Origin of the sequence: Leptospira jelokensis (assembly GCF_004769635.1) — a bacterium.
Taxonomy (GTDB): domain Bacteria; phylum Spirochaetota; class Leptospiria; order Leptospirales; family Leptospiraceae; genus Leptospira_A; species Leptospira_A jelokensis.
Window position 1 is genome coordinate 51,611 of sequence record NZ_RQGH01000013.1, and the last position, 22,519, is coordinate 74,129.

The window sequence follows — 22,519 nt, forward strand, 5'->3', positions numbered from 1 at the left end:
TTTGTATTTACCTAAACTCTCCATGGAAAATAGATTATGAGTTCAAACCAATGCCCTAGTTGTGGCAGCACCAATGTATACCGAGAATCGGCAAATGTATATCGCTGTGGGGACTGCTTCGACAAACTACCGTCAGCTTCTCTTTATGATGCCCCTCCTCCTAAAGTTTATGGAACGAATCAGAAAACCGAAACCTTTTCATTTACAAAGTACAAATACATATTAATTGCCATTGTTGTGGGGTGGATGTTTCTTGGAACCATCATCACAACTGTTTTCCAATGGGTGCAATCAAACACTTCTTCCATCCAAGAAGAGGAAACACAGGAAATTGCAATCGATCCTAATTTGAATTCCGTTGATATCATACCAGAAGGAGAGTTTTCGCTGTTAGGAGAATTTCCCGATTCAATCGGCAATGTCTATTTTGTTGGGAAGTTCACAAATCAGTCTGAGACTTCCCTCCTCATGCCAAAGTTCACCATCAGTTTGTTTTCTGAAGATGGCAGTAGTTTGGCCACATGTGAAGGTTATGGTGAAAAAAATTTGGTGGTTCAAAATGAATCAGTTAGCTATGAAGTGCTCTGCAACCAAGCTCCAAAGTTCCACCATCATGAAGTTTCTGTCACAGCCACAAGTTATGTTGGCGATCTGTCTCGCCCTGAACTCACTCTCACAAACATTAACTTAAAAAAGGTAAAAAACAAAGGGACCATTCTCACCGGGAAAATCCAAAATACAGGAACCTCCATTGCCAATTTTACTAGGATCAAATGTATGTTAGTTGGATCGAACGGAAAGACCATCGATTACGGAACGTATACTCTAGAAGAAGAAGATTTTTTACCTAAAGCCACCCAAAATTTTTCTCTTGAGTTGTTTCGCTCAAAAGTTGTACCAGATTCTTTTTATTGTGAAACCGATTCAGTAGCAAAAGAAACAAATTGAATCCAAAGAAACAATTCGGATCTTAAGATTTTATTTGTCCCATTGTGCATGTAGCACTTGGTAAAAATTTTCAATTGACTTGTCTAAGTTGTGAGACCTCCAATATGGATTGGATTCGAGTGCAATTTGAACGTTTTTAACCACACTTCTGATAAAATTTGTGCGTTCTATTTTCGAACCTTTTTCCAATTTTTCGAAAGTAGTATTTCGACTTGCCAGTTCCCTTTTTAAAGCAGTAGAAATCACAATCACCGCATCTTCGCTTGTTAGTCGGTGCTCCATCACCAATAATTCTGCGGCTTCTTTGATGAGTTTGAGTTGTCGATCGCTAACTGCCATGGTAAGGAAGTTTATCACACAATAGAGGTCTCTAAAAAACAAGACAGAAATGGATTTTTGTAGCGAAAAATTCTTTCAAAATTTCCAATACAGAAAAAAAAGAGAGAACTTTGGCAATCTCGATCAAAATCAAAAATGAAGACATTTCATTCGATGGGTTGAGTGGATTTCGAGAAAGGATTATGTCTACCATCCAAAATGCCAAAGAAGACATTGAATTGGATTTCACGGAGATCACCATGTCTCTCGACAGCGCCACCATTGGCGAACTGATGAAATACCATTCAGCTTTAGAATCCCAAAACTTACAATTACGACTAACCGGTGTGAACAAATTGATTCGCACGGTGTTCCGTTTGAACAAACTCGACACCATACTGCACCTCACCGATTAATTTAGGATAAGTACGCACTATAACGCTTCCAACTTTTATCCCAGCCGAATGCTTAGGAAAAACGAAACCCTAACCAGAAAACGATTCATTCGCTGTTTCCTTTTCTGTAGGAAGAGCCATTTGGAAAGCGACCTTCGTTTTGGGTTTACCATCCCAATCCAGATGGTCTTTGACATTGAATATAGACATTTTACCACTATGTTTTTTGATACAATTGTCAACGTAACTCAAACCCAAACCATAATCCAAAGTTCCATAATCTTCATAAACGGATTTTGAGAGTCGATAAAAGGGTTCAAAAATCAAATTTTCATACTCAATTGGGATCCCAGTTGTACCATCAAAATTCTGAGTTGGTTCATTATAAACAGCACATTTAAACCAATCATTTTCAAATTTAATGATGATTGTAATCGTCGAATTGGGAATCGAAAATTTACAAGCGTTGGTAATGATCTCAACAAACGATTTTTTAAAACAAGTTTTACTTATAGATATCCTGTGATGAGAATGATTTAGGTTAAAGTCACTGATTAACAATTCATGATTTTTGATTTTTACAATCGGATTTAGTTCTTCTATCCAAGACCTCATCTCTTCATATAACGAGTGTAAGTTAATTGATTCCAAACGGGGTTCATTGGAAATGAGTGCATCAATTTCAATGAATTTGTTTAAGGATTTTTCTGCCATGTCAGCATTGATTTGGATCAATTCCATTAACTCCGATTCAATTTTATAAAAATTTCCTTCGACTTGAGAACTATCCCTTACCATTTTTAAAATGGAAACAAGGGACCCAATGCCAGCTCCTTGGCAAAAACTATGTTTCAAACTTTCGAAAAGGTTTTGGTTTTCTCTTTTGAACTTTCCAACAGAAGTCATTTTTTCCTTCCATTGGATCCATTCCAATTGCCCTTCTAAACGTAATTGTTGTTCTTTTTTTGCAATCAACTCCGTTCGTTTCATTTCATAGTATTCGAAAGCACGTTTGAGTTTGATGGCAATTTCAAAATCCTGAATGGGTTTGATGAGGTAATCAAAAATACCCATCTTCATCACCTTCACAATGAATTTTGGATCTTTGTTCCCTGTGATCATGATGATGGAAGGTTCCACTTCCCCCATTTTTAAAGCGGAAATTAAATCTTCACCATTCAGGGAAGGCATTTCTTGGTCGGTAATCACAACAGGAAATGGATATTCACGATACGCTTGTAACGCCTTCTCACCATCTTTGGCAAGGAAAACTTTATACCCTAGTTCCGTTAGTCTTTGTTTTAAATAGAAACCTAATATTGCATCATCTTCCGCAATTAAAACTCGTTTCCCTTCCACAAATTTTCCTTTTCAAGAAACTAAAAAACCTATCATCCGTTTGCTGTTCTGCCTCTATTTATCTCACCTAACAAGAGAAAATTTAATTTAGGACAACTCCGTAATGGATCCGTAGAATGATTCTAATGAGCGTTTAGTTTTTTTCTACGGAAGTATTTCAAAATTTCTGAATACAATAATAAAACCAGCGTTCCGTGGAAGGCAAAACCGTAAACATGAATTGGAAGGGGTGCAAAATAATAAATAGAACTTAGTTCTGTATAAAAAAATAAGTAACAAAGTAAGATGGAAAATCCAATTCCAATCCAAATGATGCGATTGGAAAATAAATTCATGCTGAATATGGATTCCGTATATGAACGTTTGCTGAGTACATTTGCGATTTGCACAGTAATTGTTGGAAAAAAGAAGGTGGTAAGGGATTGCAAATACTCGTTGCTTGCTTTTGTCATGTTGAGGCCTTCCGGTGAGAGAGGCATCACTCCACCACATTCCGTGTAAACAAAATAGTAATAAGTACTAAGGCAAGCACCTAACAAAATCATCCCTTCCATACAATAGGATTTGAGTATAAATCCGATCGATATGAGTTTTTGATTCCGATTCCTCGGTTTTCGTTTCATGATTCCTTTTTCTGGCGGTTCCGAACCAAGTCCCATCGCAGGGATCAAATCCGTTCCTACATCGACTGCGAGTACTCCCATCACGGTCATAAGCAAAGGAAAACCAGGAATCATAGCCCAAAGGAGAAAGGGTATCAATTCTTGTGGATTCGAATTCAATACATAAGCTGAGAATTTTCGAATATTTTCAAAGACACCCCTTCCTTCTTCAATCGCCGAAACGATGGTTGCGAAATCATCGTCGACGATAATCATCCGAGCTGCTTCTTTTGCGACTTCAGTACCCCTTTTGCCCATAGCAATTCCAATATCTGCTTTTTTTAAGGCAGGTCCATCATTCACTCCATCACCTGTGACTGCGACAATTTCACCTAGCTCTTGTAAAATGGAAACAATTCTCAATTTTTGAGAAGGTGAAACTCTTGCAAAAATTGGTTCACCTTTTTTCACCCATTCACGAAGACTCAAATCATTCATTTGGTCCAATTGCACACCTGTGATCACAACAGGAGTTTCACCACCAATTCCAATTGATTTTCCTAATGATTCAGCTGTTAGAGGATGGTCTCCTGTGATCATCAGGATTCTGATTCCAGCTGTGTGGCATTTATTGATTGCATCAGGAACTTTTGGCCTAATCGGATCTGCAAGACAAGCATGGCCTAAATAAATCATATTTGATTCAATTTGTTTCTCCGAATATTCATTTTTTGAATCTGAATTACCATCTAACATTTGGTAGGCAAAGGCCAAAACACGATTTCCTTTTCTGGCAGATTCATCTGATGTTTGTTTTAATCTCTCACGTTTCTTTGGATCGAGAGGTAATACGGAACCATTTTCATACACATAAGAACAAATCGAAAGGATCTCTTGTGGTCCACCTTTCGCAAATGACTTCGTAAATTCTTTGTTTTGAACCACAACACTCATTCGTTTTCGAATTGAGTCAAATCCATTGGTAAATATCCTTTGATAGTTTGTATTTTGAATCTGTCCAGAAGCCAAATACAATAATGCAAGTTCGGTGGGATCACCCATGGGGTTAGGTTCTAATACAGCATTGTTACAATAATAACCACATTCAAATAACAATTGACTCCCTTCTTTTTTAGAAAATAATTCAGGAGATAAAAATTGAGAATCAAAATATAACTCCACCACTCGCATTTGATTTTGGGTGAGAGTTCCTGTTTTATCCGAACAAATGACAGTAGTACAACCCAAAGTTTCTACACTTGATAGATCTTTGAGGATCGCATTCCGTTTTGCCATCCTAGATACACCTAACGCAAGTGATAAGGTAACTGTAGGAAGAAGTCCTTCTGGGACATTGGCTACGAAAATTCCAATAAAAAACAAAAAGGCTTGTACAAAGCTAAGTCCTGCAACAAAATACCCAACAATTAAAAAAACAACGCCTATCGTAAATGCGAATAAAGAAATAGAAATTACAGTTTGTCTAAGTTGTTTTTGTAACGGACTTTCTTCCCTTTTGATTTGTGAAGTTAATCCTGCGATTTGGCCTATTTCTGTGTTTTGACCGGTTCCAAATACAATTGCTTTTGTTTTCCCTTTGATCAGAGAACTTCCAGCAAACAAAATGTTTGGCATTTCCAACCAAAGGAATTTGCCTTCTAAGACAATTTGATTTTCTGATTTATAACGACGAGCTGAAGTGGACTCACCGGTTAAAGAAGAGTTGTCAACTTCAACATCTTCTGATTCGATGATGCGGCAATCTGCGGGAACAATATCACCTTCTGACAAAACGATGAGATCCCCTGGCACAATATCATCTGCTTGAACGATTCCCAGTTCCCCATCTCGAATCACAGGGCATTCATTCGCAAGTAAGTTTCTTAATGCTTCCACTGCATGGTCTGATTTGGATTCTTGTAAAAAGGAAAAAATCCCATTGATCAAAACAACGATAAAAATCGCAATGCCTAACTCGGGCATATCCACACCAGGCACAAAACAAAGACCAGTCGCTACCCAAAGTAAAATTGCAAATAGATTAAAAAAACTTTTTATAAACTTCCAAATGATAGGAGTTGACTTTTCCTTATCGATCACATTTTTTCCGAATGTTTTTAACCTTAAGTTTGCTTCCTTTTTGGTGAGACCATTTTGCAAATCGGTTTGTAATTCAAACGCAATTTGTGATTGGTTTAAGTTCTTATAACTTGGTTTCATTTCCTTTTCACCAAGTTGGACAACACTTAGGACCTCACGAGCTTCCTGACACAACATCAATTTTTCAAAGATTTGAGGCAGTAATGACGAAAGACCATGTAACAAACGTAAATGTAACGAAGGAAGGTGTTCTGGGATCATCTGAAACAATACTAATTGAATGTTCTTTCCACCAACTTTGATCCCTTCTGGCAAAATGAACAAAAATAATTCGGGAGTTTTGATGTTTGCCGATCGGAAATGTGGGATTAGAATCTGATCTCCAACTGTTTCAAATGTATTGGTTGGAATAGAATGGAATCGATATTGAATCTCTTGTTGTATTTCTAGTTCGGGTATCTTTTTGATTAGGGCATTTTGTACGTCTTCCCAATGTTTTGAATCTTTCAAAATTTGGATTGAATTTACATTTAAATATTCAAGTAACATTTTGAAAGATCCATGCTCAAAAGACTATGATTGATTTTAGATTCAAACCAAACCTATATCCAAGATTTTTTAAATACGGAAAGTTAGTTTTTGTCAGAGGATTCTTGAAAGATTTCTTTGGCAGCTTTTGGATACCTAAGCTGGATACCATCCCACCAAACATCGGTACTAAATGCGGCAGATTCGGCAATTTGCCATTTTCCATTCACTTTCTTGAACAATGCTTCTACATGACAACAATCGTAAGGGAGGTCTTCTGCCAGTTCAATTTCCTTTCCATCTTTACGTTTTGTTACACCGCGAAACCAAGCAAAGTCACCTGAAAGTTTAAAGTGTTCCACAACAAATACAAATTCTTGTTTAAATTCTTTGGCTAACTTTGCCCTCAATAAATCCAATAAATAAGTTCTTTCAACTTCGTTTGTTTTATTTTTGGTTTTATAATCTAGAACATTCGATTGTGAATGTAAGGCAAAACTAATCAATACTACGAACAGAATGTAAATAAATTTATACTTCAAGTGGATCTCCTTTTTTAGCGAACCTTTGCTTTTTGTATCATTTTGAAAAATAACGAAGGGAAAAATGTTTGTAAAAACAAACCAAATTTTTCTCTGAACCCAGCGATCACAACTTCTCTTTGTTTGTTAGCGACGGCATGTAAAATGCGATGTGCACAAAGTTGCACAGGCAAACCCGATTCAATCACTGCATCCATTTTTCCTGTGGAGGACCCGTCGCCTTGTAATGCATTTTTAGAAATATTGGTTTGGATAAATCCCGGGTAAACCATCGTTACAAAAACTCCAGATTTTTCTTCTTCAGCTCGTAAGGCATGAAAAAATCCAACCAATGCAAATTTTGAGGCTGAATAAGCAGATCGAAGTGGGCTACCCAATTTCCCTGCTACACTCGAAATGACAGCAAAATGAATTTCTTTTTTTCCTAAAACTTCTGGCAACATAGCGCGTGTTAACTCTGCAGCACCGTAAAAGTTTGTATTCATAATTTTTTCGATCGTCGCTAAATTAGTTTCTTTTGTGAGGGATCGTTGGCTTATCCCACCATTGTGGATCACAACTTTGGGGACTCCGTATTTTTTTAAACACCGTTTCGCAAATTCAGAACCATCGTGGTATTTCTCTAAATCAAGTTTTTCAACCGCATATTTACCTTTTGCCAACCCCAATTCCTTGGCTATGGATTCCAAGTCTTTTGGTTTGCGAGATGCTAGTAACACATTGGCTTTTTGGTTGTAGGCTTGTTTGACTAATTCCTTGCCAATTCCAGAAGAGGCACCTGTGATCCAAACCCATTCCCCTTGGTAAAACTCGTTCATAGATTCCCCTTCACTTTTATCACATCAGATTAGAGAAAATTTGAATGGCTTGTGATTTTTTTACAACTTGTTTTCTATCGAAAGGAGAATTCTAGGAATGGTTTCGAATCTAAAAATGTATGGTCCGCCTAAGGAAAAAGGAACAGACCATACAACTTGTATTGTTACTTGGTAACAGCAAAAATGGGGCATTCAATGCGATAGGGATTTTTGATGCCTAAAGAATTTAGATACATCCCTTCGTGCACCAAACGGTATTCACCCTCAGGAACAAAACCATCCACCTCCCAAATCAAATCCATTTTGCCGAGACCGGAAGAAAATAGTCCTGGGTTATGGAATTGGAATTTGGTATCATAGTCGGAATCGGAACGGAACCGGTTCCAGCTGTTTCCCTCTTTTTTCTCAACATAAAGATAAGATTTCACTTGTGGATAACCAACATTGGGACTTGCTGCATTCACTTGGCAATAGACGGTATTTCCATTTTGAATCTCTTTTCCGTTCCCTTTTAACACTTGTTTTGGTTCTCGTGAAGTGATATTTGCATTTGGAAGGGGTAACGGATTTACTTTATCAGACAAGTCTAGTGGCATCAATACCGATTTTGTATCTTGGGAAAATTCATTTCCCTTCATTAATTCTTTTGCCATAAACGAGAATTCTTGACGCAGAGCATTCAAACTTTGTTGTCCGTGTAAGGTATGCCCACCTTCGTAATTCTGTGTGGCATACTCTTCTGGAGTTGTGATGTATCCGGAAAAATCATTGGTAAGTCCAGACAAAACAATTTCAGATGTTCTTTCTTGTAATACCTCTTTCACTTGTTTTTTCAAACGCCGACTTGACATTGTTGTGACTTCATGAGGCAAAACCAAAATGGAAAGATCACCGATGAGAACAAGTCCATAGGGAAGGATTTGTGGCAAACTTGGAATTGGTTTGGTTTCACCCATCGGAAATAATACAGCTTTTGGTTTTTGGCATTCTCGTAATGAATCAGAAGGAGACTGTAACATGAATTTGGCGATCCAATCAATATAAAACCTTCGATTACTTTCTGTCATACCTTCATGGAAGAGCCAATGGCCTCCTCCTTCTTCGGTTGATCCGGCAGCAAATGCGTATCCGTAAGCAGAAGGGCATGTATACTCCGTTTTTCCTGTTCCTGAAAATTCACTCCGAACTGGATGATGGCTCATATCTATGAAGGTATGAGAAAAACTAAGGCCTAATTTGAGTGGTTTTCCAGGTAATGATAGAATCTCTTGGCTTGCTAAAAATTGACGTTTGCCAATGATAAAACTACTATCATAAATATCCTTTCCTGGACCTGTATTGTTTAAATTCAAATTGGGTGAAACATCCCCTTCATTTGCTTGTGCAAATATCGCTACAAAAGAAGGATTTCCTTTTTTAGATTCGTTTTCTTCAGCTAATAAGGAGGCAATCCCTTTGTTATCAGACGAAATCAATCGATTATCAAACGTTATATTGGTAGGATGTACTCCATACCAGTTCACAAAACCAATCACTTTTCCATTTACAAAGACATTGAGTTGGAGCATCTCACGGTCGATATTGTCTTCGTACATCTTTCGTTCTGATTCAGGATTCGCCAAGTATGCAGACAAACTTCGATTAACTCCTGCTTCACGAACGATTGCCTTTCCAATTTTTAATTCAGCTTGTTTTCTGGATTGGTAGGCTTCTTTGATTGCTTCAAATATACCTTCTCTTAAGACAGCATAAGAAACGCCGTAAAACTGAGTGGAATAAAAAGATATTTCCGAATAATGAAAATGACCAGCAGGTCCACTATGAGTATGTGAAGCATTGAGTAAAACATTTCCAAAATGAAATTTAGGATCTATTTCCTTCTGAAGCCGAGAGACAACTTCTCTTTGGATCTCAAATGGAATCCCTCCCACTTCAGCAGTGACGTAGGCCAAAAATTTTTTTTCAGTGGGCTCTTCGATCACAAGCGCTCTTGCAAATTGGCGGGTTTGGATTCCAAGTCCGGTTTGGTCTTCTCTTGCATACCCCCAGAACATAACACCCACAGGCGGACCAGTGATGTCTTTTTTCGCCATGCCCGCGAGATAAGATTTTTGAGCCTCAGAGAAAAGGGAAACCGAAGAGAAAAAAAGAACAAAAAAGAGGAGACGTTGCTTCATCCTACTGGTTTTCCCGTAAACGAGAAATCTTGTCAATCCCGAACAAGTGTCGACTAATTTTTCGCATTTTGGCACGAATCCCCAATCCAGGCCGAGAAAACGCCAAAAAAATCTTCTCTGAAGAAAGTAAGGACGAAAATGGAATGGGTTTTGATTCTGGAAAAAGGAACGGTAATGTAATTCTATGCTTTCACTTTTGCAAACGAAATTGGGTCGATTTCGCATTTTAGCGTTTTTAGAGGGACTTTCCTTTTTAACGATTCTTTTTGTCACGATGCCCTTAAAATATTTATACCAAAATCCAGAACCGAATAAAATCGTCGGATTGGTTCATGGTTTATTATTCCTTTTGTATTTAGTTGAACTCTTCCACGTAAAAATGGAATACCAGTGGAAACTCAAAAAAACCTTTTATGCGGCTCTGGCTTCTGTACTCCCATTCGGAACCTTTGTAGCCGAAAAGTATTTATACTTAAAACCAGACCATGATGAATCGGAAAACTTGAAATAAACTATGAAATCCAAATTTCTTTTCTGTCTTTTTCTCGCCAATCTTCTGTTAGTAGGTAATATCGTAGCCCAAACGAAAACCAATAAAAAGACGACGACGATTAAACCTGTTGTCGAAACTCCTATAGAAATCGAAAGGACTGCAAAGGAAACTCCAGACCAATACCAAGTAAGACTTATAATGGAGAATGATGCATTTGGTGGATTTTCCGATCGTTATTATACAAATGGATCTCGATTAGAATTTCATATGAAAGCTGGAGAATCCAATCCAACTAGAAAAGTATTTAGTTACTGGAACGATTTTTTTGTGACTCCGACTGAAACCACTAAATACTTACAAGGATTTGCCGTAGCCCAAGAATTTTATACTCCCACAAACATAACAAAAGCGGACGTTTCGTACGGTGATAGACCGTATTCTAGCAGAGGGTATTTTAGTAACTCATTAACAACTGCATCAGAAGATACTAGTGTCACAACCGAACTCGAGCTTGGTATGATTGGACCATCCGTTGGTGGAAAATCTGCCCAAATGAATTTTCATAATTTGATCAACTCACCAACACCACAAGGTTGGGATACACAAATCCCTGACTCTTATTCAGTTGCTTTACGCACTGACATTCGTAAATACTACCATCGTTTTTTTGGGACTCAATACAATCTCAACTTAGGCAATATCAACACAGATGTATCCTTTGGATTGATTTTTCGTTTTGGGAATGTAGACAAAACACCAGGCCCTGGTAGTTCTGCTTTGCAACCTGGCCCACCAATCCTTCATAACGAAGGAAACGGATACTGGTATTTCTATATCAATCCAGGCGGAACTTTACAAGCTTACAATGCAACAATACAAGGCCAAATGGGAACCGATAAGGCATATAAGTCGCAAAACAGAAGTTCCGCGTTTAGCAATTGGGATAGCTTTTTAAATAATCCAACTCCAGATGTAGGTGAAAGGGAATTACAATACCGAGCCCTATCAGAAGACAATGGAAAAAACACATTACAAAGATATATATTGTTCAATGAATTTTTAGTGAAAGGAACTAACAATCCTTATAATATTGGATTAAACTATTTGGTTTTTAACAATATTTTTAATGGTGCCGAAGATATAGAATTCAATACCCGTTTATTCTTATTAAAAAATTTATCAGACCAATGGGACCAAATTCCTGATAACGCCAAAGCCTTGGCAATATATTCAATTTTTCGTCCAGAAGGTGGAAAACTTCCTCCAATCGTTCGTTTTTATTCTTACGAAATTTTATCACAATTCATTTTAGATCCTAAACAAAGGGAAACTCTATTACAACTCTTACGAGAAGAAATTGAATACCGAGAAGACAAAACATACATTGCTGATTTAAAAAGAGCCGTAGGGTTTGTCAGAGCAGGATTTGTTTCAGTTTCGAACTCAGGATTTATGTTTGGATTACATTATAATTACCAAACCATTGACTTTCAATCGGCAAGGGGATTACCACAACAACACCAATGGCTAGGTTTTCAATTGGGTAAGGTTTTCTAACGAGGAACCAAACCCTTCAGTTTCAAACTTTTGAACTCAATTCAAAAATAAGACTCGCCAAACAATGTTGATTCACAGAAAACTGTGCGATCATGCAGAATCATAGTTTGGGTAAACGCCTTTGGTTTGTTTTAATTTTATTTGGCCTTGTCGGTCAAATAGCCTGGTCAGTCGAAAATATTTACTTCAATTTATTCATCTATAATACTATTTCAAAAAGCACTTCATCAGTCACCCTTATGGTGCAATTGAGCGGTATTGTGGCAACCATCACAACTTTGTTTGCGGGCATTTTGTCCGACAAATTAGGAAATCGCAAGTATTTTATATCGATCGGGTATCTATGTTGGGGGTTGTTAACCCTTTCCTTTGCATTTGTAACAAAAGAAAATACACAAATTTGGTTTGGGTTAACGGAAGAACTTCAAATCATCCAACTGACAATCGCCATTGTGATCACATTAGACTGTATCATGACAGCTTTTGGTTCCAGTGCAAATGATGCTGCTTTTAATGCCTATGTTACAGATAACACAGGCAATGCGAGGAGTTTGGCGGAAGGTGTATTGTCTGCGATGCCTTTACTTGCCATGTTGATTGTAGCCGGAGGTTTTGGATTCATTGTCACAAGTTTTGGATACCCAGGTTTGTTTGTGGGAGTGGGAACTCTCATGTCCCTTTCCGGTATCATCGGCTTATGGCTTATCAAAGACAATCCTAATCTCAAAAAAACAAACACTGATTTTATTTCTGATTTACTGTATGGATTTCAATTCTCAGTCATCAAAAACAACCGGCAACTTTATTTATATTTTTTGGCAATGGGGATCTACGGAATTGCAAGCCAAATCTATATGCCTTATCTAATTATCTTTATGCAAGAGTATTTACATTTTGATGTAATCCAGTATTCAATTGTTTTCGCATGTGTCATCATTGGAGCAAGTTTCATCACCATCATTTTAGGCAATCGATTTGATGGGAAAGACAAAGATCGATTATTAATAGTATTCTCTATTATTTATATCATAGGAATGTTATCACTATACATTACCGCAAAAAATACCATCGGGGTAAACATAAACTTGGTTATGTTACTCGTTGGAATCACTAGTTTAATTTTGATGACTGGATTTGTGCAAATATTGGCATTACTTGGTGCACAAATCAGGGACTATACCCCAATTGAAAATATTGGTAAATTACAGGGGATCCGTATGATATTTTTTGTATTAATTCCGATGTTTATCGGACCCATGATTGGACAAAAGATCAATGAAACAACTAACTTAACTTACATTGACCCAACTAATGGTTCCATTGCGCATGTACCTTCACCAGAAATTTTTCTTACAAGTGCAATCATTTGTATTTTTATCTTTTACCCATTAACAATACTAAAACGGAAATAATCCATTGAACCAAAATATCCCTTTTCCAGAATACCCGAGACCACAACTCAGAAGAGATAGCTACTTAAACTTAAATGGTGAATGGTTTTTAGGCCATGCCAAACAAGGAGAACCTATCGAATACCAACATAAAATTTTGGTTCCTTTTTCTCCAGAAACCAAGGCTAGTGGTCTAGGAAATTTTATCCTCCAACCTAATGAAGTATTATTTTATAAACGAGAATTTGATATCACACAAAATTTCATAAAGGACATCACATTTTTACATTTTGGTGCAGTGGATTACTCTTGCATTTGTTATGTGAACGGAAGAGAAGTTGGTTTTCACCAAGGCGGATTTTTACCTTTCACATTCAATGTATCAAAAGAAATCAAAATTGGTAAAAATGAGATACGACTTACGGTAACAGATCCTAGCGATACAGGAACGCAAAGCCGAGGGAAACAAAAATTAAAACGAGGTGGAATTTGGTACACACCACAATCTGGAATTTGGCAAACAGTATGGATGGAAAGTGTTACAACCGATTATATAAAGAATATCAAAATCACTCCAAACATAGACACCAAGTCCGTTGAAATCGAATTGGACACGGAATCTGAATCAATACTCGTTCAAATTTTGAGTAATTCAGAAGTCATAACAGAAAGTACAAAAAAAGTTTCGGTTTTAAGCATTCCCGATATGGAACTTTGGTCACCCGAAAATCCAAAGTTATACGATATCAGAGTCCAAACAAAATCGGATCAAATTGAATCTTATTTTGGAATGAGAAAATTTTCGATTGGGTATGATGGCCAATACAAACGATTGTATTTGAATAACAAACCGTATTTTCATAATGGACTATTGGACCAAGGTTATTGGTCGGAAAGTTTGTTAACGCCACCTGACGATGAATCTATGGTAAAGGAAATTACTTTGATGAAGGAAATGGGATTTAACACGTTAAGAAAACACATTAAAATAGAACCTTTACGATGGTATTACCACTGTGACCGAATCGGAATGTTAGTTTGGCAAGATTTTGTATGTGGTGGGGGAGCTTATGAAACTTGGAAAGTCGCCTATTTACCGTTTATTGGATGGAAAACAGATGATACCAAATACAAATTCCTCAATCGTACCGACGAAAATGGAAAAAGGGAATTCATCAAAGAAATGGAAGAAACGATTTCACTTTTATACAATTCCGTATCCATTAGTGTTTGGGTATTATTCAACGAAGGATGGGGTCAATTTGACAGTGTGTCTCTCACGAAAAAACTAAAGGTTTTGGATAATACAAGAACTGTTGATAGTGTCAGCGGTTGGTATGACCAGGGCAAAAATAGTAGTGATTTAAAAAGTTTACACCTCTACTACCAAAAACTAAAAGTTCCCAAAAAAGAGCCTAGAGTCATCGTATTATCGGAATTTGGTGGTTATTCTCTAAAAACTGATGGCCACGTTTATGACGAAAAAAAACTATTTGGATACAAAGTTCTACCTTCAAAAGAATCATTACAATGGGAATATAAAAAACTAATCGAAACAGAACTATTGCCATTAATCAAACAAGGTCTTAGCGCATCCATTTACACCCAAGTCAGTGATGTCGAAGAAGAGATCAATGGACTTGTGACTTACGACCGAAAAGTAGTCAAATTTGACATTCCCTTTCTAAAAGAATTGAATGCAAAATTAAAGTATCATTGAAAGATTGCCTATGCCTTTCGGTAATTTCGTTTTGATTTTCTTTGGGATTTGTGGTGTTGGGTTTATCTTATATTATATACTAAGTGTCATTGAAACTCCTGTCCTTAGGTTTAATGAATCGGAATTTACAACTCAAATCATTTCTAAAACAAAACGACTCACAAAAAAGTATTATCCAACATTCTGGTGTTTCAACCACCACCTCATGTTACTTCTATTGATGTTACGTGAGTCAAAATCAAAATTTTATCCTTACGATAAAATAGAGCATTTGGAAATGAAGGATGGAGGGACAACTGGGCTTGCTTGGACAGGCCTATCCACAGCCAATCAAAGAGATCTTTCACCCATTATTGTCCTTTTCCATACGATTAGCGGCGATGAACAAGACGTTAAAGCAACCGTATCTTATCTGAAGAAAACCTATAATTGGATCGTAGTGGTTTGTATAAGAAGGGGTCACGGAAACCTGCCACTCACAAAACCAGTGATCAACACAATGGGTTCGACTTCGGATCTAAAAGAACAACTCATTTATATCAAACAGAAATTTCCCGGTAAACCTCTGTTTGGTGTCGGAATTTCAGCAGGTTCAGGACTTCTTGCTCGTTATTTAGGTGAGTCTGGATCAAAAAGTATGTTTAATGCCGCTGTTGCCGTTTCACCTGCTTATGATATTGAAAAAGCATTTCATCGAGTGCATCCAGTCTACAGTAAAATTATGGGTCAACGGATGATCAATTATTTTCTAAAACGGCACTATGAAAGTTTTGCTCGTGTTAAAGGAAGTGAAGAACTTTTCCATATTAAAACGTTAGGTGAGTTTCAAGACAAACTCCATACCATTTCAGGACATAAAGACAAATTTTCTTATTATCAAAATTCAAATCCAATTTTGGTAGCGGATAAAATCAAAACACCCTTACTCATTCTAAATGCAGCAGATGATCCTATCTGCGTGAATCAAAATGTTTTAGAAAATTTACATTGGTTAGAAACTCTAAAAAATACCATCCACGTTCATACGAAAAGAGGGAGTCACATTGCTTTTTTTGAAGGATTATTTGCTAACTCTTGGTCTGACAGATTGATCGGAGAATACTTTCAATCGATTTTAGCGATTACAAAACAAAATGCAAAAAGATCCAAAAACTTTTAAGTAAAGATTGTTAACCAATCACTTATCTCTTTCTAATACGAAAAAGAAAGGTTGTTTCATCCCTTTAAAGTCCATACATCCGAGTAATGTATTTTGATTTACTTTTTTAAATACATCATGGATGGGAAGGTTATCATAGATCATTGCCGATGTGACTTGCCCTCTAAACTCGATTTGACGAACTCTTGCTTTGGATTGATTGGTTTGGAATAAAAACCGGACCAATAGAAACAAATACTTGAGTGGCCATAAATGAGTCGAAGGAATGATGGTAGCCAGTTTCACAGGCATTAAGGAAGGATTCACCTTAAACAAACATTTTCTTAATGATTGAAAAACCAATGGGTGTACATTTTCAGGATCTACAAATTCCTTTCCATACCAATTGAAAGTTTCTAAGGCTCCATCCATGGTGTGACCCGTATGAAATCCAGATCCATGCCACCTACCCATCATTTCTTGAATGGAAACAACTTCTAACGCATCAAACAGCGCGAAAGAATCTTCTGTTGAATTGTTCTTTTTAGAACGCATTTCATTAAATTTGATTTGGATAGTTTTATTTTTCATAAAAGATAACTTTAACCTGTTTTCACAGATGTATCTAATTAAGAAATATTTTTACAAAATAATTTGTTCGATTTCATTTTATGATTCGAGAACATTTACCATTTGTTTTCGTTCTTCTTTGATCCGATCAATGGCGAATTTCACTTTATTTTGAAAATCCGATGGATTCGATATCGTAATGGCATCATTTTTAAAATCTTTGAGCCCAAGTGATTTAGAAGTCATTGTTGGAATAAAAATTTGAAACATTTCGCCATTTTCACTTAAAAACCACATGGAAGCTGTCCTTGAAGATTTTGCAAAATCACCAGTAAATAAGGACATTTCATTGAATTCGGCAGTGGATGCAATTCTGTCGACTTCATCAACAAGCTCCTCTACTACTTTTTGTTTATCACTTTGTTTTTCCTTTTTCCCATCTTCAATAACGGACAAAGCGAATAAATGTTCCGAAATTGCGAGTAAGGTATCTAAGTAAACAATCGTTTGGTGGATTAAAAACTTCTGTTTTTGAAAAGTAGATCCCCTTGGTTGTGTAAGGTGTAAACGTTCCAATGCGGTGGATGTCAAAGAGATAAATTTTAATCGCGAATCAATCGATTGATAATTTTCTTTGTCAATTACATTATGCAAAATACCACCGAAACGAATACTTGTTAACACATTCATTTCGATTTTTTTTGTAGTATCTGAATTCTTGTCTTTAAGGAAATGACTGATAGTAGAACGTGCTTTGAGAATGTGTTTTCCTAATAACGACTCTCGTTTTGCACCAAAGATGAGATGCGGGTGGGCATTGATTTTCATAAAGTTTCCTCGGCAAAAAATTTCTTTCGTTCTTCTTTAAGGAAACGGATTCCTTGCTCCAAGTTTTTAAGTGAATCTATAGCCGACATACCTGTGGAAACAGAAATGATCCCACCATATGAGTTTTCCAATTTTAGAGTTCGAAACAAATTACGGTCAACCCCGATCCATTTGCCTAGGTCTTTCATCATCAAAACAAGGGATGATACAACCATTTGTTGCGATTGACGATCGATAGAATGATAGACGCCACTTTGCATATGATACGCTCGATTTTGGATTGTTTCCATCGCTGATTCAAAACTATAAGAACGAATCAGATTTTGGTAATGTTTATGATGAGAGTTACGCATTTTTAAGTTTTGCCAGGATTCATACTTCCGTTGTGCATACTCCATATAATAGAAACGCACTGCATACTGATGCCACCTAGCACGTATTCCATCGACTAAATTTATCAAATTTGTTGTGTGAGAAAAAAACTCGGTGGTTCGCAATGAAATTTCAGATTGATTTGATCCTTTTATCTGCTTCGGATCGAGACCAAAAATTTGTTCCAAATCAATTGTATATGAAATTAGTTTTTCCGTTTTGATTCCACCAAACCAAGGCAAACGAAGGGAGATTTTAAAAGGTTTCCAGGATATTTTTTTAGTTTGGTGTTCTAAAATCATTGGGATTTTATGATTTTGAATTTTGTTACCAAATCCAATCATCGCATTTTTGATTGTATTTGAATCAGTTTTGAAATCTCGAATTTGATATCCATCGAATCCAATTTGGATGCATAGATTTTGCCATATGCCAATGAGCATAATGGTCAGCTCACATAATATTTCCATTTTAATCGAAAAGGAATACAATTCTTTGTAAGATGAGATTTTGTTTTTATCTTGTAATGGGAAACGAACTTCGAGCTCTTTTGCAAAAGAGTCCAAAAATAAATTAAATTCAATCTCTCCCTTATTTACTTCCGCTAAAATGGAAGATAGGATTTCCTTTGTTCGATCGATGGGATAGTTTGCAATTTCGAACTCAAAAACGTTTTGGTCTGATGTTAAATTTGTTTTTTTTGCATCTAAATTCTGTCGGATACCTGAGACCAATAGCGCTGTGAGAGAAATCCGGCTCAAAAATTCAATTCTTTGCATTTTGTTTCCATCGCTTTGGAAACTTTAACCTTCAGTCAAATCTCCTTGCGGACCAATCTATTTTCATTTCCAAATGCAAAACACAATCATATTTTTAAAAAAAGAACGTTAGAATGACAAACTTCCCATAGCGGATCCAAAATGAGAACTTTTTCTTGTCGGAGTCATTGGATCATGCTATCATTCTATTATGAATGTTCCAGATTCAGACATCAAATCCTTGTTAGAGTCCTATCAAACGATTACTGTTTATGGCTTAAGCAATGACCAAACAAAACCGAGTCATTATGTTCCAGTCTTCATTCGTGACAAAGGTTGGAATGTAATTGGAACCTATCCCAAAAACCACAATGTAGGTGGGTTTAAAATATTCAAAAGCCTAGCCGATATCCCAAAAGAGGATCGTAGGTTTATTGATGTCTTTCGTAGTTCCGACAAAATACCAGAAGTGGTAGACGAAATACTTCAGTTAGGTGGAACGGAAGTGTTATGGTTACAGTTAGGGATTTCACATCCAGAAGCCGAAAAAAAAGCGGAAGAGGCAGGAATCAAAGTTGTCTCCAACCGTTGTCTAATCATCGAGTACAATCATTATTTCTGAACACATAGAACACGATCAATTCAAAGTGGACAAAACCTACCTAGAGAACTTTCTCCTTGTATTTTCATATTCGGTGAGGTTTCAACTACCGCGCAATTTCCAAATTAAAGAAACATATTAAATCTAGGGTGCCGTTAAGAAACTGCACCCACTCTCAGGATTCCATAACCCCTCTTTGGACAAAAGTTTTCGAATTTGAGTCTCTATCTCATTTAATCTTGCCAAAAACACCCACACCGGAAACGATGCCGGTATGCACCAATTAATTGAGAATAAATCTCATTTAATACCCTGGCATTTCCAAGAGAAATCCAGAATACAAAAAGAGCCAACGTTTGCAGAACACAGTAGGTTTTTCACCATTGCCCTAGCTTTTCTACTTCTGTTCCCAACCATTCCCCTCTTACCGCAATCCATAGATCCAAATCGTAGGCCAGAAGGAAATGATTCGAATACGAATTCAGGAGCCAATAAACAAGACAATGGAATCCGAGTCACAGGTAAAAAAGACCAAAGGGACAGGGAGATATTAAAAACCCCGAATAGCATAAGTCGATTGAATGAACAAGAAATCCAAGACGCAGGTATCAATCGAACTAATGATATAGATAAACAAGTTCCTAATTTTTCGATCATTGATTCAGGTTCGCGTAACTTTACTTATTTCAACATTCGAGGGATGCGAAGTATAGCATTTAGCGAACCAGCAGTTGGGTTGATTTTAGATGGAATTCCACTGAATGATAATGTTGCCCTCAATACTGAACTCTATGGATTAGAAAGTATTGAAGTATATAGAGGCAGCCAAGCTACTCTGTTTGGAAAGAATTTCCAAGGTGGAGTTGTTGAAATTAAAACAAAAAAACCAACCAATTTACCAGAAGGAAAAATTAGTTTAGATTTAGGTAATTATAAAAAACAAGAAACATCAGTATATTATAATGCTCCAATCATATATGACAAACTATATTTCGGAGTCGCCGGTAAAACAACGGAACGTGAGGGGTATTTATCCAATGTAACTGGTTTTTATTATCCAAACAATCGACCTTATGAATTACCTGTCGAAATTTATAAAACTCATCCAGATGGTAGGAAAGGAAGAGCCGGTAGATTTCGATTATACTTCACACCAAACGAAATTTTTGAGGCTGATTTACAAATCAGTGCTGAAAGTTTTGATGACGGGTCACTTAATTTAGTTAATTATCTAGGAGCTAAATCTGAAAGAGAAAAAGCGTTATTGCAAGGCTGTGTTGCAGCACCTTCAAATTGTTCAAAACTATATGGAACTTACGTAAATCGGGTAAATGGTGATAGAAAAGTATATTGGGATTACGAAGGCAAAAGTAATGTAACTGGGAATACTTATTCATTAGCAACTACAACCAAGTTACCATACACAAATCTAAAAACAGCATCTGCGCTTCGCAAAATGGACATCGATCCTATCACAGCGGATTCCGACTTTTCTAAAGTAGATCAAAATCGCTCCATTTACATTGAAAAATCAACAACCTTTCTGAATGATATTTACTTTGAATCAAAAGACAAACATGATCCTCTTCAATATAAAATTGGAATTTATACTTCAAATAAAATTTCAAACATTGACCAAGCAAGAGAACATAGAGTTCAATTATATGTTGTAAACGATTTTCCTGGTTTGAGTGCACCAACTCAGGAAAAAAATTTATCGAGACTACAAGATAGGAATGTAAGTTTTTACACTCATAATAGTTACACCTTCTTTGAAAAATTTACAGTTACATTAGGCGCAAGATTAGAAAGGCAAGAAAGTCGACTTTCACACACCGAACAAGCGACCGGAGTATCTAACACTAATCCTATTGGAGGGACACTCCTCTTATCCGATCCATACACAATTAGTAATCGCTACAACTATAACGTTTCGCGAGTCATCTTTGATTATAAGCCAATTGAAAATATAATGTTTTTTGTCGGAGTAAGCAGAGGCTACAAAAATGCAGGTTATAGCACAGTTGTCAATGTACCTTCTCGAGCAAGTTTTAAACCCGAAATCAATGATACGATTGAAGCAGGGATCAAATCAGAATTCTTTAAAGGAAAATTTGGTTTAAAATATACTCAGTTTTACACAGAAACCCAAGACTTTCATGTGATACGTGCAATCAATTTATCTCAATATGTGAATCTCAATGCAGAATTGGTTACCATTAGAGGGTATGAACTAGAAACTTTTATAAAACCACAAAAAGATACCAAACTTGGATTATCAGCAGGATATACCGAAGGTATTTTTAACCGATTTCAAGATACAGTTCTAAATCGTAATTTTAATGGAAAGTGGGTACATTTTATACCCAAGTATGACATCGTAAGTTACCTACAATATAGAAATGATTTTGGAATTTTTTTAAGAGGAGAATTCCAAGCTGTAGGTCAAATGTATTTTGCAGCAGATAACACAGTGTATAGTGATCCCTACTACGTGTTAAATGCAAGGATTGGGTATGAAACTGATACGTTATCCGCATACCTTTATATGAATAACATTACAGATCGATATTATTTTACATCTTATATAGATGGTACTTTTCAAGCAGTGCCAGGCGCACCACAAACTTACGGCTTTATGTTAACTTATAAGATTTAATTTTCTGGAGAACAATATGAAAACAAAACTCAACTACTTACTTCCGATCTTAATGATTGGTATGACGGCTTTCCAATGCGATCTTTTTGACCCAAAGTCAAAAATAACAAACAATGAACTTGTCGAAATTGTTACATTACAACAATTGAATACAAATAGCATGAGTGAAGGACAAAAATTAGGTCTTACCATTGCATATAGCCACCGCTTCAGCGTAAAGAATGGACCTCAATTATTTTGCCGTGAATATTCAACAGCATATCTAGAAAAACAAGCAGAATGGGAATTGAATATTGAACAAACTTATGCCACAATTGGGAATGCAATTGGAATCGATATTGTGGTCGAAAGAATTAATGGTCCATGCGCAATTAATAACAAAATCAGTGCATGTCATTACGATGGAGTTGATGGAATCAACGATTTAATTCCTTATGCTTATTCAACAGAAGGAGAACATCAATACTTAATTCCGGCATATATCTATTATGGGATTACGAATCTTAAAAATGCAAAAGAAGCATGTGAGGGATATAATGGAACTTATGTTTGTTATGATCCAAACAAATGTTGGCAATAAGACCTAAATACAATTAACGAACATTAGAACCTAATTTTAAAGATTGGGTTCTAACTGCTAAAGAT

The 22,519-nt window shown here is 36.4% G+C and carries 19 protein-coding genes; 10 read left to right on the top strand and 9 right to left on the bottom strand.

The window, feature by feature from the left end; translation table 11 throughout:
* Nucleotides 1–36: 36 nt before the first annotated feature.
* Entirely contained in the window at nt 37–948 is a 912-nt protein-coding gene (locus EHQ62_RS07070) for a hypothetical protein (RefSeq protein WP_167482854.1), read from the top strand.
* Nucleotides 949–978: 30 nt separating this feature from the next.
* On the opposite strand, the gene EHQ62_RS07075 is transcribed toward EHQ62_RS07070, so the two are convergent.
* Nucleotides 979–1,287: a hypothetical protein gene (locus EHQ62_RS07075; protein ID WP_135641499.1), complete on the bottom strand. Its 309-nt coding sequence runs from the start codon at nt 1,285–1,287 to the stop codon at nt 979–981.
* Nucleotides 1,288–1,397: 110 nt separating this feature from the next.
* Between EHQ62_RS07075 and EHQ62_RS07080 the strand changes: the two genes are divergently transcribed.
* Complete coding sequence (locus tag EHQ62_RS07080) at nt 1,398–1,682, top strand: STAS domain-containing protein (RefSeq protein ID WP_135641500.1); 285 nt, start codon at nt 1,398–1,400, stop codon at nt 1,680–1,682.
* Between the two features lie 69 nt (nt 1,683–1,751).
* Here EHQ62_RS07080 and EHQ62_RS07085 read toward each other — a convergent pair whose 3' ends face one another.
* From EHQ62_RS07085 to EHQ62_RS07105, 5 genes are all read right to left on the bottom strand, one after another.
* A complete protein-coding gene (locus EHQ62_RS07085; protein ID WP_135641501.1) occupies nt 1,752–3,020 on the bottom strand; it encodes a hybrid sensor histidine kinase/response regulator in 1,269 nt (422 codons plus the stop codon).
* 122 nt (nt 3,021–3,142) lie between these two features.
* Nucleotides 3,143–6,271 (bottom strand): HAD-IC family P-type ATPase, encoded by a 3,129-nt coding sequence (locus EHQ62_RS07090; protein WP_135641502.1) that lies wholly within the window; start codon nt 6,269–6,271, stop codon nt 3,143–3,145.
* A gap of 83 nt (nt 6,272–6,354) precedes the next feature.
* The gene (locus tag EHQ62_RS07095) at nt 6,355–6,777 is read right to left on the bottom strand and encodes a hypothetical protein (RefSeq protein ID WP_425269532.1); all 423 of its coding nucleotides are present in this window, start codon (nt 6,775–6,777) and stop codon (nt 6,355–6,357) included.
* Nucleotides 6,778–6,806: 29 nt separating this feature from the next.
* A complete protein-coding gene (locus EHQ62_RS07100) occupies nt 6,807–7,610 on the bottom strand; it encodes an SDR family NAD(P)-dependent oxidoreductase (RefSeq protein ID WP_135641504.1) in 804 nt (267 codons plus the stop codon).
* 164 nt (nt 7,611–7,774) lie between these two features.
* A complete protein-coding gene (locus EHQ62_RS07105; RefSeq protein WP_135641505.1) occupies nt 7,775–9,787 on the bottom strand; it encodes a neutral/alkaline non-lysosomal ceramidase N-terminal domain-containing protein in 2,013 nt (670 codons plus the stop codon).
* Nucleotides 9,788–9,971: 184 nt separating this feature from the next.
* Here EHQ62_RS07105 and EHQ62_RS07110 point away from each other — a divergent pair, with 184 nt between their 5' ends.
* From EHQ62_RS07110 to EHQ62_RS07130, 5 genes are all read left to right on the top strand, one after another.
* Entirely contained in the window at nt 9,972–10,298 is a 327-nt protein-coding gene (locus tag EHQ62_RS07110) for a DUF3817 domain-containing protein (RefSeq protein WP_135641506.1), read from the top strand.
* 3 nt (nt 10,299–10,301) lie between these two features.
* Nucleotides 10,302–11,837: a lipid A deacylase LpxR family protein gene (locus EHQ62_RS07115; RefSeq protein WP_135641507.1), complete on the top strand. Its 1,536-nt coding sequence runs from the start codon at nt 10,302–10,304 to the stop codon at nt 11,835–11,837.
* 92 nt (nt 11,838–11,929) lie between these two features.
* A complete protein-coding gene (locus EHQ62_RS07120) occupies nt 11,930–13,249 on the top strand; it encodes an MFS transporter (RefSeq protein WP_135641508.1) in 1,320 nt (439 codons plus the stop codon).
* Nucleotides 13,250–13,253: 4 nt separating this feature from the next.
* Complete coding sequence (locus tag EHQ62_RS07125) at nt 13,254–14,948, top strand: glycoside hydrolase family 2 protein (RefSeq protein ID WP_208720641.1); 1,695 nt, start codon at nt 13,254–13,256, stop codon at nt 14,946–14,948.
* A 10-nt stretch (nt 14,949–14,958) separates the two neighbouring features.
* On the top strand, nt 14,959–16,107 hold the full coding sequence (locus EHQ62_RS07130) for a serine aminopeptidase domain-containing protein (protein ID WP_135641509.1): 1,149 nt from the start codon (nt 14,959–14,961) through the stop codon (nt 16,105–16,107).
* 18 nt (nt 16,108–16,125) lie between these two features.
* On the opposite strand, the gene EHQ62_RS07135 is transcribed toward EHQ62_RS07130, so the two are convergent.
* From EHQ62_RS07135 to EHQ62_RS07145, 3 genes are all read right to left on the bottom strand, one after another.
* Entirely contained in the window at nt 16,126–16,677 is a 552-nt protein-coding gene (locus EHQ62_RS07135; protein ID WP_135641510.1) for a DUF4334 domain-containing protein, read from the bottom strand.
* A 78-nt stretch (nt 16,678–16,755) separates the two neighbouring features.
* Complete coding sequence (locus tag EHQ62_RS07140) at nt 16,756–17,484, bottom strand: flagellar filament core protein flaB2 domain protein (protein ID WP_135641511.1); 729 nt, start codon at nt 17,482–17,484, stop codon at nt 16,756–16,758.
* A complete protein-coding gene (locus EHQ62_RS07145; protein ID WP_135641512.1) occupies nt 17,481–18,635 on the bottom strand; it encodes a hypothetical protein in 1,155 nt (384 codons plus the stop codon). The genes EHQ62_RS07140 and EHQ62_RS07145 overlap by 4 nt, the downstream gene beginning before the upstream one ends.
* 190 nt (nt 18,636–18,825) lie before the next feature.
* Between EHQ62_RS07145 and EHQ62_RS07150 the strand changes: the two genes are divergently transcribed.
* From EHQ62_RS07150 to EHQ62_RS07160, 3 genes are all read left to right on the top strand, one after another.
* The gene (locus EHQ62_RS07150) at nt 18,826–19,236 is read left to right on the top strand and encodes a CoA-binding protein (protein ID WP_135641513.1); all 411 of its coding nucleotides are present in this window, start codon (nt 18,826–18,828) and stop codon (nt 19,234–19,236) included.
* Nucleotides 19,237–19,489: 253 nt separating this feature from the next.
* Complete coding sequence (locus tag EHQ62_RS07155; RefSeq protein ID WP_135641514.1) at nt 19,490–21,874, top strand: TonB-dependent receptor; 2,385 nt, start codon at nt 19,490–19,492, stop codon at nt 21,872–21,874.
* Between the two features lie 16 nt (nt 21,875–21,890).
* Nucleotides 21,891–22,454 carry an LIC_11695 family lipoprotein gene (locus tag EHQ62_RS07160; RefSeq protein WP_135641515.1) on the top strand — a complete coding sequence of 188 codons (564 nt, stop codon included), beginning with the start codon at nt 21,891–21,893 and terminating at the stop codon, nt 22,452–22,454.
* Nucleotides 22,455–22,519: the final 65 nt, after the last annotated feature.

Bases quoted from the DNA above. Each gene is read 5' to 3' on its own strand.
- EHQ62_RS07155 (WP_135641514.1), top strand. From the start codon at position 19,490: ATGCACCAATTAATTGAGAATAAATCTCATTTAATACCCTGGCATTTC.
- EHQ62_RS07145 (WP_135641512.1), bottom strand. From the start codon at position 18,635: ATGCAAAGAATTGAATTTTTGAGCCGGATTTCTCTCACAGCGCTATTG.
- EHQ62_RS07160 (WP_135641515.1), top strand. From the start codon at position 21,891: ATGAAAACAAAACTCAACTACTTACTTCCGATCTTAATGATTGGTATG.
- EHQ62_RS07070 (WP_167482854.1), top strand. From the start codon at position 37: ATGAGTTCAAACCAATGCCCTAGTTGTGGCAGCACCAATGTATACCGA.
- EHQ62_RS07110 (WP_135641506.1), top strand. From the start codon at position 9,972: ATGCTTTCACTTTTGCAAACGAAATTGGGTCGATTTCGCATTTTAGCG.
- EHQ62_RS07105 (WP_135641505.1), bottom strand. From the start codon at position 9,787: ATGAAGCAACGTCTCCTCTTTTTTGTTCTTTTTTTCTCTTCGGTTTCC.
- EHQ62_RS07135 (WP_135641510.1), bottom strand. From the start codon at position 16,677: ATGAAAAATAAAACTATCCAAATCAAATTTAATGAAATGCGTTCTAAA.
- EHQ62_RS07090 (WP_135641502.1), bottom strand. From the start codon at position 6,271: ATGTTACTTGAATATTTAAATGTAAATTCAATCCAAATTTTGAAAGAT.
- EHQ62_RS07100 (WP_135641504.1), bottom strand. From the start codon at position 7,610: ATGAACGAGTTTTACCAAGGGGAATGGGTTTGGATCACAGGTGCCTCT.
- EHQ62_RS07130 (WP_135641509.1), top strand. From the start codon at position 14,959: ATGCCTTTCGGTAATTTCGTTTTGATTTTCTTTGGGATTTGTGGTGTT.
- EHQ62_RS07120 (WP_135641508.1), top strand. From the start codon at position 11,930: ATGCAGAATCATAGTTTGGGTAAACGCCTTTGGTTTGTTTTAATTTTA.
- EHQ62_RS07115 (WP_135641507.1), top strand. From the start codon at position 10,302: ATGAAATCCAAATTTCTTTTCTGTCTTTTTCTCGCCAATCTTCTGTTA.
- EHQ62_RS07140 (WP_135641511.1), bottom strand. From the start codon at position 17,484: ATGAAAATCAATGCCCACCCGCATCTCATCTTTGGTGCAAAACGAGAG.
- EHQ62_RS07075 (WP_135641499.1), bottom strand. From the start codon at position 1,287: ATGGCAGTTAGCGATCGACAACTCAAACTCATCAAAGAAGCCGCAGAA.
- EHQ62_RS07150 (WP_135641513.1), top strand. From the start codon at position 18,826: ATGAATGTTCCAGATTCAGACATCAAATCCTTGTTAGAGTCCTATCAA.